We start from the raw sequence: 14,019 nt of genomic DNA, 5'->3' as shown, positions 1-14,019 counted from the left end.
CAACCACCAACCCCGAAATTGAGGGTGATGCAACGACCGCTAGAACCCAGGGATCGCCTCGCGAGACGCAGTACGAGCCGCGCCGTGCGCACGTAGCCGTCGATAGGCGCGCGCCCACCGGTTCCAACTCGCGAGCAAATGGATCGTTCGGCGCGGTTTGGTTCCCTTGTCATCGCTCGAAATCCGTCCTGGCCAGCGTGGCAAACCGACTCAGGCCAAAGCAGGGTTGCAGCCCACCGCCTTGCACATGCGGTTGTAGTGGTCATCGTCCCGCTCCTTGAGGAAGGCCATGCAGCGCTTGAGCTGATCGTGCACCGCGCGACCGTCCAGCACGTCCACCACCTCCGCGCCTTCACCGTGGGAGCGTCGCTGGCAGAAGTCGTAGACATCTCGGTAGGGCTCGGTCCCGGTGTCGCCCCCGACGAGCTCCTTGAGCTGGTCGTCAAAGTTGGGACGGTCGGGCACCTTGAAGCTACAGAACACCTCCAGCAGCCGGCGGGCAGCGTTCGGTAGGAGGAACAGCCTGTCGGAGCCCGCACCTTCCTCCACGCCCTTCATCACCATGGAGAAAAGGTAGGCGTACTCCGAGGTGTTCTCCTTGAGCACTTTCGGCAGCTCACCGAACTTGCTGGTACGCCCATCGCCTTCGGCAGCGGCGTACATCTCCAGGAAGGCCACACGGCGAAATGTGATCTCGTCCTTGTCTCCCCTTTTCTTCGCTCCCATTGACTTGTCCACTGGTTCGTCTGGGACTTGATGAACAGTCGCAGCAAATTAAAGTCGTGTGTTAGCACTACATACTGTCCGAACGCGCGGAGGGTGTCGATGAGCCATTGATGGGTTGCGAACACCGCCTCTCGGTCGAGCGAGCTGGACGGGTCGTCCACCACCACGATGCGCTGGGAGGGGTCAGTGCTCTCGCTCTCGTCCTCCAGCTTCCGAAGGAAGTACAGGAGGGAGAGCGTGGTGCGTTCTCCGCTGCTCAGGTTGGTTGCGGGCTGGTCGCCGCGCTTGCAGGCGTAGGACTTGCCGTCATTGGTCACTGAGACGGACAGGTGATGCTTCCCGTAGACGCGGGCGAGGTCGGTGGTGAGCGTTTCCGCCATCTTGTGGCTGGTGAGCTGCTTCTGCTTCACCTCATCGAGGGCGCTCCGCGCCAGCCGTAGCGCTTCCTCAGCCTCGGTGTACTCCGCCTCCGCCTCCTCGAGCTTCCCGGCCAAATTGCGGTACGTCATGCTCCGTGAGCCGATCAGGTAGTCGAGCACGGTGGTGTAGTGCCGTTCAGTGCGTTCGGTTTGTGCCGCCGCCTGCTCGTTGTGTTCCTTCACCGCACCAACGAGAGCGGAGGTGGTGAACGACTTCTTTAGTGCCGTCACATCGGGAAGCGTCGGTATAGCGCTGGGGTCAGCCTGCTTGACGCGCGCAACCTCAGCGACGTTCTCTAGGAGGGGTTTCCGCGCGTCGGCATCCTCGGTTAGGGCGACCACTTGCGAGGCATAAGTGCCCTGCAATTCACTGGCAAGAGCGCTTGCCCCGGGCAGGCCAGCAAGCCACTCGGAGATCTCTGTCGTATAGCTCTCCAGTTGCTGGACAAGCACGGAGGCTCGTCCTCGAATGTTGAGCCAGCTCTCGTCAAAATGCTTTCCAAGCTGTTCCCGTCGAGCCTTCGTAACCGCCCCCGCGCAGAAAAAGCAGGTGTCCTCACCTTCATGGAGCGAGATGCCTTGCTCCACCCACGTCTGAGCGGAGAGGTTGCTCTCCAGACGGGTGATCGCCACCCGCGTGGGCGTCTCCTCTAGGAGGATTGCCAAGCTGTCGAGGGTGTCTCCAATGCCGGCCGGCTGGGCGCTCACCCCATTCAGCGAGGTAAGCGCACCTTCACCCAGTCGCTTAAGCGCGTCGGCGTGCTCGCCCGCAGAGGGGAAGCCTCCCCTGTACTCCGTGAGTCTGGTCTTCATTGTCGGAACGGACCACTTGTTCTTCGTAAAGCGCTTGTAGTCGAACTCCTGGAGCTGCTCCGAGATGGCATCCCTAGTTTCGCCCGCCAACCCGTCAAGCTTCCGCTTCAGCTCACCCCGCGCCTTATTGGCATCCTTCTCACTCTTGCCGAACTGCTCGATCTCCTCCTCGAGCCGCTCCTCATCCTCCTTCGCGCCGATGGCTTCCTCACCAAGGGTGACGATCGCGGAGTCGCTGTTGCCCTCCAGGAAGGCGGATAGGTTGCGCTCCACCCAGTCCCTAGTGAAGACAGCCATAGAGCCGCTGGGAAGGCCTCCGCCGGAAGGTACTTTCTTGCTGGAGCCATCAGCCCCATGCCAGGTGGCTTCTACCGGAGAGCTGCCGTTAGCAATCTCCAGCAGAAGGTGGGACACGGTGGACTTACCGCTGCCGTTGTGACCGTAGACAATCGTGCGCTTGCCGAACGGGATGGTGTTAGACCAGAACCCGGGCGAGCGAGCGATGGGCGGTCTTGATCTCTAGCCGACGCAACACGACCGAGATCGTAAGCCGCAAGACCGATGAAGGCATCAACAAATTCTTGGGACGCAATCACACAAGTGCGCAATGCCGTCCCCTGTTGAGTTTAACTTGCGGACGGAGGTCTCGCCGTCGAGGGACACCCGACTACCGCGCCGCGCGCATCGTCTCGGCCCATCACTCGCGGCACGCTAGGCCGACCCTTCGGGCCACTGCCGAGCCACCGCTGTCCGCGTACAGCGAAACGCACACGGAAGCCTCGATATGCGCAGGCCGCGTACATGCGAGAGGGCGAGCCGAAACGAGACGATTGGCGGAGCCTGACCGCGGGCTCGCCGGCGCGGCGCGATTGGGCAAGGACACGCGATCAGAACCCTGGATACTGAGCGCGTGAAGTTCGGGGATGACTGGACCGCCGAGCAGGCCCACCTGGTTGACCTACTTGCGAAGGTGTGGGCTCGCGGATGGTCGTGGCCCACCTTCGGCTACGTCGCGGATCTGCTTGACGACACGGGTTCCGACGCCGCCGAAGTGCTTTCGTCGTTCCCGGTGCTCGGAGATCCAACCCCTGGCAGACCGTCGTACGGCGACGTCTTCTTCGATCACACGCGGCCGGCGCCGCCTGATGAGAGCATCGTGGGCTTGACTGTCAGTGGGCTCGCACGGCACCGATTCGGCGAGGATACGGCTCTGACGTTCATCGCGATCCTCAAAATGGCTGCCGACGAATATCGCCGGTCACCTCGCGATCCCGCCAGCGCGGGAAGCATCACGCTGACGTCTGATGATGCGTCAGAGTCGATACCTGGAGTGCAGCCGGACATCGTCGTCGCAGCGGGTGAACTACTCAACCAAGAGCCGGTCCGCGGGCGGCAAGCAACGAGCCGGACGTCCGAGACGCGGCGCTGGACTATCACTTTCAGTCGGCGAGTGAGCACCTACCGCGACCTCACGCTCGATAAATACCTGGGCCTGGTCGCGGCTGACGTGCAGCCGAGCCGGCCGGCGGCGGCGGCCGCCTTCGGCATGCGGTCGGCGGGACCTTCTACCGTGTCGACCATGTCCTCAGCGGAAACCGGAGACAAGGTCTTCATCAGCCACGCCGCCAGTGACGAAACGCTCGGCGCCCTCCTGCATCGAACCCTTGTACTGGGCGGTGTCCCTGGCGAGCGGATCTTCTACTCTTCCAAACGGGCGACCGGCATTCCGACCGGAACTGACGTGAGAAGCCGCCTTCGTCAGGAACTCAATCAGGCAGGGCTCGTCGTGGAGCTCTTGACGCCGACCTTCTTCACGCGGCCGATGTGCCTGGTCGAGCTCGGCGGCGCGTGGGCGCTCGAGAAATCGACCTACCCGATCGTTGTGCCGCCAATGGATCTTGAACGTGCGATGAAGATTCTCGGCGAGATCAACATGGGCCAGCTTGCGAGCGACCGCCTCATCGACGATGTCTTTGACGAACTGCGTGATCGCCTAGCCCGATCGCTTGATCTCGAGATGCGCAGCGCCGCTTGGAACGACAGCGTCAGGTCATTTAAGCAGTCGTTGCCAACCGTATTGGACGATCTAGCCGTCGGGTCGACGGCACCGCCTCAGCAGGGCACGAGAAGGCAGGATTCAGAACCGCATGCTGCTGAGGCCATCACGATCTCGGACGTCTCGTCGATGGACGCGTACGGCGGTGGTGTGAAGGTCTTGGGGAGAGCGAAAAACTCGACTTCGCGCCAGCTGACTGTGCTGCTCAAGGCAATCTTTCTTCGCCAGGGCGTGATCGTGGAGACAGCTGACGGGGCGTTGCCCGAGCTTGGCGCTGGCGCTTCCAAGACTTTCGAGGTGCAGAGCCTAGGCGCAATCAGAGACTTTGACGAAGTTCAGGTTCAAGTCGAACAGTCCTTCTAAGCCCCGCTCGCCGGCACATTCGCGACGCGCATATCGTCCGTGCTGGTGTGCAATGAGTTGGCGCTATCAGCCGCGCATAGTCGGCGATAGCGCGCGATTTTGAACCTCGGCCAGCGGGCTACACGCTGCCTGGTTGCCCGATCGCGGACACGCTTGCAGACTCGCGAAGCTGGGATCGGGCGTAGATGTCGTCCAAGTGGTCGGCGACGGCGTCGAGGTCGTCGTCGAAGAGGTCTGCGTAGCGGTCGAGTGTCATGGCGGCGGATGCGTGGCCGAGCATTCGCTGGACGGCTTTGACGTTGGCGCCGGCTGAGACGGCGAGGCTGGCTGCGGTGTGGCGTAGCTCGTGGGGCACGAAGCGGGGTTGGCCGATGGCTGCTGCGGCTTCGTTGAACCAGTCGCGGCGGGCGTTCTTGTTGCGTAGGACGCCGCCCATGCTCGACGTGAACACGAGATCGTCCGGTTGGCGCCGGTGCAGGTGGGGCGCAAGCTCTTCGGCAAGGAACCGGGGGATCGGGACGGTGCGCCGTTCGTGGTTCTTGGGGCTGCTCCAGTGCAGACGGGCGCCGTCGATCTCGACGACGGCTTGGGAGATGTCGAGTCGGCGACGCATCAGGTTGACGTGCTCGACGTGTAGACCGGCCATCTCCGACCAGCGCAGTCCGCAGTAGGCCAGCGTCAGGACGACGAGTCGGTGTGGTCCGGCTGCGTCGGCGAGGTCGTTGACCTGGCTTGCGGTGAGGTAGCGCCGGCGTCGTTCGTTGAGTGCCGGCAGGTTGAGTCCGTCGCTGGGGTTGCTCGCGATGCGCTTCTCGCGGACAGCGAAACGCAGGATGGAGCTCAGGGTGCCGTGGTTCTTCCGGACCGTGGCACCGGCGAGGCCGGTGTTGGACATGTCGGCGACCCATCGTTGCAGGTCTCCGTGCTCGATGCGTTCGAGCGGCACGGATCCCCAGCGGGGCAGGACGTGCACCGCGAGTGCGTTCTCGTATCTGGCTTTGGTGCTTGGCCGCAGGTTGATCTTGCCGGCGAGCCATTCCTCAGCCATGACGCTGACGGTGATCTTCGATCGTCCGGGGTCGACGTAGGAGCCGGTGCGGACGGCGGTCGTCACGGAGTCGAGCCAGGATTGGGCGTCAACTTTGCGGGTGAAGTGTCGGGCGTGTTCTTTGCCGGCGGTGTCGCGGTAGCGGGCACGCCAGCGTCCGTCGGGCCGCTTGGTCAGGTTGGCCATCTCCGTGTCCTCTCGATGGACGGATCAGAAAGTCCGGCACGGCGTCAGGGCAGGAGCCGTTCAGCTGGCGCGGTGCTGGTCGGTGGCCTCTTGCTGGGCCAGCCAGGCGAGGACGTCGCGACGCCAGTAGACGACGCGGCGGGGGAGGCGAAAGCTCTTCGGGCCGACGTTGACCGAGCGCCAGTACCGCACCGTGTTCTCCGGTGTGCGCAGCAGGGCGGCGACTTCTGCGGTGGTCATCAGTTCGTCGGGTTGGTCCATGGTGATCTCCGGTGACGGAGCTCGAGACGGGATGACTCGAGCTGATCGTCGGACGGTATGCCGCGGGTGTGCCACCAGCGGTGTAGTTCAGCTGTAGTGGTAGCGGGCTTGCAGGATGACGAGGTCGTCGCCGTCGACGAGGTAGACAAGGCGGTGTTCGTCGGTGATGCGTCGTGACCAGGCGCCGGTGAGGGCGTGGCGCAGTTGTTCGGGTTTGCCGATGCCGGTGAACGGGTCGCGCAGGGCGTCGTCGATGAGCCGGTTGGTGCGCTTGACGTTGTTGCGATCGGCGGTGAGCCAATGGGTGTAGTCGGCCCAGCCGTGCCGGGTGAAGACGACGCGCATGGTCCGGCGTCAGCGTTCGAGTTGATGTTCCTCGCGCTCGCCTCGCTGGGCTTGGGCCAGGCTCTCGAGCAGGCGGCGGGCGTTGGCGGGGGAGCGGAGCAGGTGGGCGGTCTCTTCCAGCGCGTCGTAGTCCGCGCGGGAGATCAGCACGGCGTCACCGCGCTTCGAGGTGATCTCCACCGGCGCGCGATCGTCGTTGACCTGCTCGATGAGCGGGAACAAGTTCTTGCGCGCTTCGGATGCGGTGATCGCCATGACGCACTCCCTCGGACTGGTACCAGTTACGGTACCACTGATCGTCGGTCAAGAAGAAAAACTAGAACCCCACCGGGTCAGCACCACGTCACCCTGGCGCACAAGCGATCATCTGCTCCTGCTCGGCCCGTTTGTGGGTGCGTTGCCGAGGGCTCGCGCGTAATCGATGTCCGGAGGCGGGGCAGTCACAGTGGGTGTCTCGCCGGACGCCTGGTGTCGCGTGGTCGGCTTCGAGGTCGACGGTAGCCGGGATGTGTCGTCGGCGGCGGCTTTGGTGGCAGCGACCAGGCGCCAGTGCAGGGCGGCGGCGGGTTGCTCGTCGGGCAGTGGCTGCTGTGTGGCGAGATGGGTCAGGGCGGCTTGGCTGAGGCCGGCGCGTTCCGCGGCGTCCAGGGCGGCCGCGGTTTGCGGCCAGGCGGGATCGGTCGTGGTGCGTGGTGCGACTGCAGTTGCCCAGTTGTGCCAGCGGTTAGTTGCCGAGTCGGCCGAGCCGAGGATGGTCTCGATGCGCCGGTCGAGCTGGCGTTGTGCTTGCCAGCCGGCGTAGTCGGTGCGGCGTGGGCCGCTGGGTCGCGTGTCGGTGTCGGGGACGGCGTGTCCGGCGCGCCAGACGGCAAGGTCGGCGGTGAGCCCGCGGTCACGGTCGATGATGCCCTTCGCCCAGGTGGGCGCATTGGCAGGTGTCCAGTGTGCGACGTCGGAGCGGAGATCATCGGCATGTGTGGCGATGAGTTCGCGGCGTCGATCGAAGTAGCGGTGCCAGTAGTCGTCGGCGTCGAGATTGTGCGGTACGGCCGGGAGTGCCGGGACCACCGAGCTGTCGTGTCGCAATTCTGGCTGTAGCCGCCAGACGAGGACCGCTGCCGGGTCGTCCGCGTTGTCGAGGTCTTGGCTATCGGCGGCGCGGTGGAGCGCGGCGTAGGGGTTAATGCCGTCCAGGCCGATTCGGATCAGCTGGCTCTGCAACGTAGGCCACGCGTCGCAGTCGGTGACGCCGGGGACGACCTGCTCGGCACGCGCGGTGAGGCGGGCCAGGTTGTCCGGCCCGACAAGGGACTGGCCGGCCACGTCGAGAGCGTCGCGGTACTGCGCTATCTGCTTGCTGAGCAACAGCGCCGGGTCGTGGGTGGCGTGCTGCTCGCTGGTGGCGGAGGTGGCGGCGTCGTCGCGGGCGAGGACATGGGTGAGCGTTTCGACCGCGGTCGAAGGATGGAGCGCATCGGTGTGAGTGACGTCGTCGGGGTCGACGCCGGCGGCGATGTCGAGGTAGAGGTGGTTGGCCCGGCGTCCGCGGGTCAGCCCGACGTAGAGCACATTGCGGGTTTCGTGGCCGGTGGCCACGGTGTGGGCGGTGTCGACAGTCAGCCCTTGCGCGGCGTGGACGGTGCTGGCGTAGCCGAGCTGGACGTGTTCGGCGACGTAGTCCGCGGGCAGGGTTGCGTGTCGGCGAGCCTGGGTGTGCGAGACATCGAGGCTTCCGTCGGCGTGAACGCGGGTGATGGTCCAGCGGTCGCCGTTGGTGACCCAGTCGGTGGCTGACGTGGTCAGGCGACGGTCGTTGTGGCGAGTGACGATGGTGTCACCGGTGGAGGCCGAGGTGCCGTCGCCCAGGGTCACCTCGCGTCCCGGCAAGGAGTCGTTCGCAGCGAGCCGATCTCGGCGTGCGCGCAGGTTGAGCTCGCGGACCTGGTCCCGGGTGGGAGCAAGCAGCATAGTGTCGAGCCCGGCCGCGCGGTCAGCGGCCCACGCTGCGTAGGCCTGGTGGCCGGCGGTGGTGGCGTCACCAACGTGAATGCGGCGGTGATCGGTGTAATAGGCCAACGCGATCGGGTCGCCGTCGCGGAGCGCGAGGGAGGCTGCCGCTTCGCCGTGGTTCGGTCGTCCATCGGGCAGCGTGAAGCGGCGGACGGTGTGCAGCGTGGCGGCGCCGTAGGTGCGTTCGAGATCGCGCAGCAGTCCGCCGGCGCCGATGGCGGCGAGCTGCTGGTTGTCTCCAATCAGGCGCACCGACGCACCACGGGCAGTGATGTGGTCGATGGCGGCGGCGAGGTCGCGGGTGCCAGCCATTCCGGCCTCGTCGATGACGACGAGGGTGTCGGGGCCAATACGGGCGGCCCAGTCGGGGACGGCACGCCCGGTTGCTACGGCGTCGACCAGCTTGGCCAGCGTGTCGGCGGCGATCGCGTGTTCGGCGAGTTCGCTGCGCAGAACTTGAGCCGCGCCAGCCGAGGGCGCTAGTCCGACGACAACCCCGCCTTGCCCGGTCCAGGCCTGTGCGAGGGCCCGCATGGCGATGGTTTTGCCGGTGCCGGCCGGGGCTAGTGCGAGCTGTACGCGCGCGCCGGAGCAGGCCAGCTCTTGGACCATGGCGGCCTGATCTTCGCCAAGGGTCAGGCCGTTGGCCGACAACTCGAGCAGTGCCAGCGCGACCGCGGAGGGGTCGATGCGGCGTCCGTCGTGACGTGCGGCGAGGTCGAGAACTCTGCGTTCGGCATCGAGGATGGCGGGGGAGCTGTAGCGGGCGGCACCGGCGATCTCGTAGACCGAGGTGCCGTCCGAGCGCCGCAGGATGGCGGGTTCGTCGAGCTGCGGGCGGGCGGTCAGCGGCACGGACAGCGTGGAGGACAAGACCTGCTGGACCACGGTGTCGACGACGTTATCGAGCTGGTCCGCGCGAAAGTCCGGCACGGCGTCATGGCAGCGGACCTGTCGTTCGGTCTCGGCGCGGACGTGATTGACCTGCCAGGTGGCGCGCTCCGTTTCCAGGGTGGTAAGGACGCTGCGCGCCAGTCCGTCGACGTCGAGGGGGGGTCGTGCGTGGCCGCGTGAGGGTGTCAACGCGTCGCGAACGATCCGGTCGACGGCTTGTTCGCCGCCCAGCAGCGTCGCGGCGTCGGCCCGCCAGGTCTTGCGCTGGTCGGCCAGCGCGCGGGGGGCGTGTTTGCCCTCCCGGGTGGTCAGCGTGGCTTGCTGGGCCAGGTCTTGGCCCTCGACGGAGGTCGGCGGCCGGCCGTGGTCGGCTTGAAATTGCGTCCGCAGTTGCGCCAAGACGGGCTCGATGTCGGCCCGTCGGGACGACCAGGAGCGGAGCAGGTCGGTGTCGAAGCCGACGATCTCACGGACCGGCCGCTTGCCGTCCGATGTCGCGCGGTTGGCGAACCTCACGCCCAATCGTTCGGTGAGTAGGGCCTCGAGGCGGGTGTTGTACCGCTCGGACGCGGCCACCTTGTTCTTGAATAGCGCCCGGCCGTCGAGTGTCAGCCATGTTCCGTCGAGGGCACAGACCTTGTTGGAGACGGCGACGTGGGTGTGCAGGTCCGGGTCGCCGGCCCGTGAGTCGCGGTGCGTGAACGCGGCGGCGATGAAGCCGGTGGTCTCGACCTGGGCGGGTCCGCCGTTGCCGCGCCGGGTGTAGCAGGCGTGCTTCTCCAACCAGCTGATGGTGTCGGCGACCGCGTCGTGATGGGTCTCGGCTATCAGCTCCGACACCTCCCGCGGGGCGGTCGCCCACAACGCGGACACGCTCTTTACCGGGGAGAACGTGAGGTCGTATCCAGCCACGGTTGAGGCCGCCGGTCGCGAGGACCGGGCGAGGAAACCGGACAGCTCACGGTCGTCGGCGGGGGCTCGACCGTGCTGTTCGGCGAACATCGAGCGCGCTAATTGGGACCGGAGCGACGCGCGGGTGGTGGCATCGATGGCCGTGGTTGCGGGCCGATCGCGGGTCTCGTTGTGCTCGCGGTAGGCCTGTGCGAGTCGTTGCTGGAACTCGCTGGTGCCTTCGTAGATGCGGAACTCGCGCCCCAGCAAGGTGGCCCGGTGATAGCGCCGACCCCGCACACCTTGGGCGCCGAGGTCGCGTTCGATGATGTGCGCGTCGGGGTGCCGGCCCTCTCCGAACAGCGCCACCATTTGCCGTTCCGAGACGTGTCCGCCGGCCGCGAAGACCGGCAGTTCGTAGACAACGCCGTGCCGGACGGGCAGCGAGGCGATGCCGCTGCCCATCCAGACTCCGGGCGACTCACCCTTCTGCTCGTAGTACGCACCGAGACTCGACGAGCCGCGATTGGTGTCGTCGCCGGCCGCGACTTGGCGGGTCAGATAGGTGTAGCCGCTGCCTGCGGCGAGCTTGTGCAGTCCCATCACGCGGACACCGTGCAACAGGGGTATGCCACGCCCGCCCGAGAACTGGACCGGAATGCACCAGGTGTGTGGCATCTGCGTAGCGAAGTTCGGGGTGTGCGGTGTCGCGCGCTACTCCAGCGATGGGAAGGTAGCGAGTCCGGTCGCGAGGCGTGGCCAAGGGTGAACGGGCAGTGCGCGAAGGCGTGGGTTTGATCTCGATGCCTCGGGCGGACCCCACGCACTGAAGCCCCAGTCCGCCGACCGCGGCAAGTACGCGACGGTGGCGGTAGCGACGAACCTCAATTGGTGTGGTCCCGGATCAGTTTGGTCGCTTCGTGCGGTGCGTCCCATTGCGGAAAATGACCGCACCCGTCGAACCAGTGCAGTACCGCGTCGGGGAAAAGCTCCGTGGCACGTGCGGCCTGTCTGGGCAGGGCGACCAGGTCTCGACGACCCCAGCCGATCGTGACCCGGCCGGGCACTGTGCCAGCCGGGGCCCCCAGCTGCTTGGGCCCCTTGATCAGGGCGTCCAAGGCGGCGCCGGTCGACGGGGAGTCGACGAGCCCGCGCACGTCGGGCAGTACGGTGTCGCGCGAGAGCGCCCACGGCCGCGCCGACAGCTGTGCCAGCAGCAGCGTCCTTCCCACAGGGCTGCCCAGCAGTTCCGGCAGTCTGCTTCGCAACGCTCGGACCAAGGCGATCGAGGGCCGCAGCGTGGCGCCGAAGACGGCGACCTCACGGTCGGTCCAGAAGCCGCCCGGGTCCAACGCCACGGTATCGCCGCCGACACCCCTCCGCGCGAGCTCGAGCACCATCCGTCCGCCCATCGACTGACCGACAGTCGAGACCCCGTCCAGGCCCTGTTCGCTGATGAAGTCCGCCACCGAATCGGTCAGGGTGGCGATCGAGACCTCACCGGTCAACGGTGGCGTCTCGCCGAACCCCGGAAGGTCGACGGCGATGACCTCGCGGTGCTCGGCCAACTCGTCGAGGATCGGGGACCACGATTGCCATCCGGCACCCAGACCGTGCACCAGTAACAGTGGGTTGCCGCTTCCTCGCCTCACGTAATTCAACGTCATTCCGGACAGGTACCCCAATCGCGGACCGGCCGCCCTTCCGCCGGCGGGATATCCGAAGCCGACCTGGGTAGGGGTCCTTCGTAGGCGTCAGCCAAAACAACTGGCCGATACGCCCCACGCAGCGCACTTTAGAAATTGACGCGCTGCTCCGCGTCCAAACAGGACGCCCCGACTCGATGCGAGGCTCTCGCACCCGGCGCCAGTGCACGCTGACGACCGAAGATTGAGGTTCGTTCATGCTGTCCATCTCGTCCGTGTCCCTGTCCGACGCGCGTCGCGTCATCGAGGCCGGTGAGGCGAAGGCGGCCGAACTCGGCCAGCCCAGCAATATCGCCGTTGTCGACGAGGGTGGCAACCTTGTTGCGCACGTGCGGATGGACGGCGCATGGCGGGGCAGTGTTGACATCTCGATCAACAAGGCCTTCACCGCTCGCGCGTTCGACATCGCGACGGCGGACTTGGCCGAGAGCGCCCAGCCGGGTCAGCAGTTCTACGGCATCAACGCGTCCAACCACGGCCGGGTGATGGTCTTCGCCGGCGGGATCCCGCTGCAGGCCGACGGCACCGTTGTCGGCGCCGTCGGTGTCAGCGGCGGTACCGGCGAGCAAGACCAGGCGGTCGCCGAGGCCGCCGCCGCCGCTCTCTGACACATCCAGCCCAGCAAACGAAGGAGATTGAGGATGCGCGCACTCGTGTACCACGGCCCGAAGAACGTCTCGGTCGATGAAGTTCCGGACGCGAAGATCGAACGTCCCACCGATGCGTTGATCAAGATCACGACGACCAACATCTGCGGTAGTGACCTGCACATGTACGAGGGACGCACCGACGTGGAGGAGGGCAAGGTCCTCGGCCACGAGAACATGGGCGAGGTGATCGAGGTCGGCGACGGTGTCGACCGGGTCAAGGTCGGCGACATGGTGTGCCTGCCGTTCAACATCGGCTGCGGGTTCTGCAAGAACTGCGAGCAGGGCTACACCGGTTTCTGCCTGACCGCGAACCCCGGCACCGCCGGCGCAGCCTATGGCTACGCCGACATGGGCCCCTACAACGGTGGGCAGGCCGAACTGCTGCGTGTGCCCTACGCCGACTGGAACGCCCTCGTGCTGCCCGACGACGCCCGGGACAAGGAGAAGGACTACGTCATGCTGTCCGACATCCTGCCCACCGGCTACCACGGCACCGAACTGGCCCAGGTCGGCATCGGTGACTCCGTCGTGATCTGGGGCGCAGGACCCGTCGGGCTGATGGCGGCGATGTCGGCAAACCTGCGCGGCGCCGACCAGGTCTTCGTCGTCGACCGCCAACCCGACCGGCTCAAGCTGGTCGAGACCATCGGCGCGACGCCGATCGACGATTCGGCAGGCGACGCAGTGCAGCAGGTGCTCGACGCGACCCGGGGCGAAGGTGCCGACAAGGGTGTCGAGGCCGTCGGCTACCAGGCCCACGATCACGAGGGCAACGAGGCCCCCGGGATCACCATCAACAGCCTCATCGCCGCCGTGCGGCCCACCGGGCGCATCGGTGTCATCGGCGTATTCGTCCCCGAGGACCCTAATGCCAGCGACGACCTGGCGAAGAAGGGCGAGTTCGGGTTCGACTTCGGCACGTTCTTCTTCAAGGGTCAGTCGATGGGCACCGGCCAGTGCAACACCAAGCAGTACAACCGCCAGCTGCGCAATCTGATCCACCACGACAAAGTGAACCCGGGCCTGATCGTGAGCCACGAGCTCAATCTCGACCAGGCCGCCGATGGCTATGCCAACTTCGACGACCGCAAGGACGGTTGGACCAAGGTCCTGCTGCACCCGTAGTTCGAGCTGTCGATGGAGACCCAGAGGAGAGAGATGTTCGACAAGAAAACCAATATCGCCGCCCAAGAGGCGTTCGGCGAGGCCGTCAACAGCGGCAATCTCGACGCTTTCGATGACCTGATCGCGCCGGACAGCATCGACCACGACCCGGCGCCGGGCCAGGCGCCCGGCCCGGCCGGGTTCAAAGGGTTCTTCACCGACATGCGCACTGCTTTCCCCGATCTGCGCGTGAATGTCGAAACCCTCGTCGCCGACGACGACCAGGTGGCTTTCGCCTACACCCTGACCGGCACTCACACCGGCCCGTTCCAAGGTCACGACGCGACCGGAAAGTCGATCGAGGTGCGCGGCGTGCAGATCAGCAAGTTCACCGACAACAAAATGTCTGAGCGCTGGGGTAGTTCCGACGAGCTCGGCATCATGACGCAGCTGGGGCTCATCGCAGGCTGAGCCGCCTCGCGCTCAAGTCCGCACAACACCACCTGGTACGGCCTGAACCTCTGTATCGCGGAGGTTTAGGCGAAGC

The 14,019-nt window shown here is 65.9% G+C and carries 12 protein-coding genes; 4 read left to right on the top strand and 8 right to left on the bottom strand.

From position 1 onward, the window contains the following. Nucleotides 1-210: 210 nt before the first annotated feature. Complete coding sequence (locus tag ACFFCN_RS04345) at nucleotides 211-606, bottom strand: AAA family ATPase (protein ID WP_375489896.1); 396 nt, start codon at nucleotides 604-606, stop codon at nucleotides 211-213. Continuing rightward, complete coding sequence (locus tag ACFFCN_RS04340) at nucleotides 558-2,408, bottom strand: AAA family ATPase (protein WP_375489904.1); 1,851 nt, start codon at nucleotides 2,406-2,408, stop codon at nucleotides 558-560. The genes ACFFCN_RS04345 and ACFFCN_RS04340 overlap by 49 nt, the downstream gene beginning before the upstream one ends. Before the next feature lie 460 nt (nucleotides 2,409-2,868). On the opposite strand from ACFFCN_RS04340, the gene ACFFCN_RS04335 reads away from it, so the two are divergent. Next, the gene (locus tag ACFFCN_RS04335; RefSeq protein WP_375489895.1) at nucleotides 2,869-4,377 is read left to right on the top strand and encodes a hypothetical protein; all 1,509 of its coding nucleotides are present in this window, start codon (nucleotides 2,869-2,871) and stop codon (nucleotides 4,375-4,377) included. A gap of 118 nt (nucleotides 4,378-4,495) precedes the next feature. Here ACFFCN_RS04335 and ACFFCN_RS04330 read toward each other — a convergent pair whose 3' ends face one another. The 6 genes from ACFFCN_RS04330 to ACFFCN_RS04305 form a co-directional block, all read right to left on the bottom strand. Beyond that, on the bottom strand, nucleotides 4,496-5,611 hold the full coding sequence (locus ACFFCN_RS04330; RefSeq protein WP_375489894.1) for a tyrosine-type recombinase/integrase: 1,116 nt from the start codon (nucleotides 5,609-5,611) through the stop codon (nucleotides 4,496-4,498). A 60-nt stretch (nucleotides 5,612-5,671) separates the two neighbouring features. Next, nucleotides 5,672-5,872 (bottom strand): helix-turn-helix transcriptional regulator, encoded by a 201-nt coding sequence (locus ACFFCN_RS04325; RefSeq protein WP_375489893.1) that lies wholly within the window; start codon nucleotides 5,870-5,872, stop codon nucleotides 5,672-5,674. 87 nt (nucleotides 5,873-5,959) lie between these two features. After that, nucleotides 5,960-6,217 carry a Txe/YoeB family addiction module toxin gene (locus ACFFCN_RS04320; RefSeq protein WP_375489892.1) on the bottom strand — a complete coding sequence of 86 codons (258 nt, stop codon included), beginning with the start codon at nucleotides 6,215-6,217 and terminating at the stop codon, nucleotides 5,960-5,962. A 9-nt stretch (nucleotides 6,218-6,226) separates the two neighbouring features. Then, on the bottom strand, nucleotides 6,227-6,472 hold the full coding sequence (locus tag ACFFCN_RS04315; protein ID WP_375489891.1) for a type II toxin-antitoxin system Phd/YefM family antitoxin: 246 nt from the start codon (nucleotides 6,470-6,472) through the stop codon (nucleotides 6,227-6,229). A 108-nt stretch (nucleotides 6,473-6,580) separates the two neighbouring features. After that, entirely contained in the window at nucleotides 6,581-10,615 is a 4,035-nt protein-coding gene (gene mobF / locus ACFFCN_RS04310) for a MobF family relaxase (protein ID WP_375489903.1), read from the bottom strand. A 281-nt stretch (nucleotides 10,616-10,896) separates the two neighbouring features. Next, nucleotides 10,897-11,679, bottom strand: coding sequence for an alpha/beta fold hydrolase (locus tag ACFFCN_RS04305; RefSeq protein WP_375489902.1), 783 nt, complete (start codon nucleotides 11,677-11,679; stop codon nucleotides 10,897-10,899). A gap of 236 nt (nucleotides 11,680-11,915) precedes the next feature. On the opposite strand from ACFFCN_RS04305, the gene ACFFCN_RS04300 reads away from it, so the two are divergent. Genes ACFFCN_RS04300 through ACFFCN_RS04290 form a run of 3 tightly spaced genes read left to right on the top strand, consistent with a single transcriptional unit; the run spans nucleotide 11,916 to nucleotide 13,943 of the window. After that, complete coding sequence (locus tag ACFFCN_RS04300) at nucleotides 11,916-12,326, top strand: heme-binding protein (RefSeq protein WP_375489890.1); 411 nt, start codon at nucleotides 11,916-11,918, stop codon at nucleotides 12,324-12,326. Between the two features lie 33 nt (nucleotides 12,327-12,359). Further along, nucleotides 12,360-13,493: a glutathione-independent formaldehyde dehydrogenase gene (locus ACFFCN_RS04295; RefSeq protein WP_375489889.1), complete on the top strand. Its 1,134-nt coding sequence runs from the start codon at nucleotides 12,360-12,362 to the stop codon at nucleotides 13,491-13,493. Nucleotides 13,494-13,526: 33 nt separating this feature from the next. Further along, the gene (locus ACFFCN_RS04290) at nucleotides 13,527-13,943 is read left to right on the top strand and encodes an ester cyclase (RefSeq protein ID WP_375489888.1); all 417 of its coding nucleotides are present in this window, start codon (nucleotides 13,527-13,529) and stop codon (nucleotides 13,941-13,943) included. Nucleotides 13,944-14,019: the final 76 nt, after the last annotated feature.

Origin of the sequence: uncultured Jatrophihabitans sp. (genome assembly GCF_964246335.1) — a bacterium.
GTDB lineage: Bacteria > Actinomycetota > Actinomycetes > Mycobacteriales > Jatrophihabitantaceae > Jatrophihabitans.
This window is presented reverse-complemented; position numbering and strand designations above follow the sequence as displayed.

Coding starts and splice junctions, on each gene's coding strand:
- ACFFCN_RS04295 (WP_375489889.1), top strand. CDS start 12,360: ATGCGCGCACTCGTGTACCACGGCCCGAAGAACGTCTCGGTCGATGAA.
- ACFFCN_RS04300 (WP_375489890.1), top strand. CDS start 11,916: ATGCTGTCCATCTCGTCCGTGTCCCTGTCCGACGCGCGTCGCGTCATC.
- ACFFCN_RS04325 (WP_375489893.1), bottom strand. CDS start 5,872: ATGGACCAACCCGACGAACTGATGACCACCGCAGAAGTCGCCGCCCTG.
- ACFFCN_RS04320 (WP_375489892.1), bottom strand. CDS start 6,217: ATGCGCGTCGTCTTCACCCGGCACGGCTGGGCCGACTACACCCATTGG.
- ACFFCN_RS04315 (WP_375489891.1), bottom strand. CDS start 6,472: ATGGCGATCACCGCATCCGAAGCGCGCAAGAACTTGTTCCCGCTCATC.
- mobF (WP_375489903.1), bottom strand. CDS start 10,615: ATGGGACTGCACAAGCTCGCCGCAGGCAGCGGCTACACCTATCTGACC.
- ACFFCN_RS04290 (WP_375489888.1), top strand. CDS start 13,527: ATGTTCGACAAGAAAACCAATATCGCCGCCCAAGAGGCGTTCGGCGAG.
- ACFFCN_RS04305 (WP_375489902.1), bottom strand. CDS start 11,679: ATGACGTTGAATTACGTGAGGCGAGGAAGCGGCAACCCACTGTTACTG.
- ACFFCN_RS04330 (WP_375489894.1), bottom strand. CDS start 5,611: ATGGCCAACCTGACCAAGCGGCCCGACGGACGCTGGCGTGCCCGCTAC.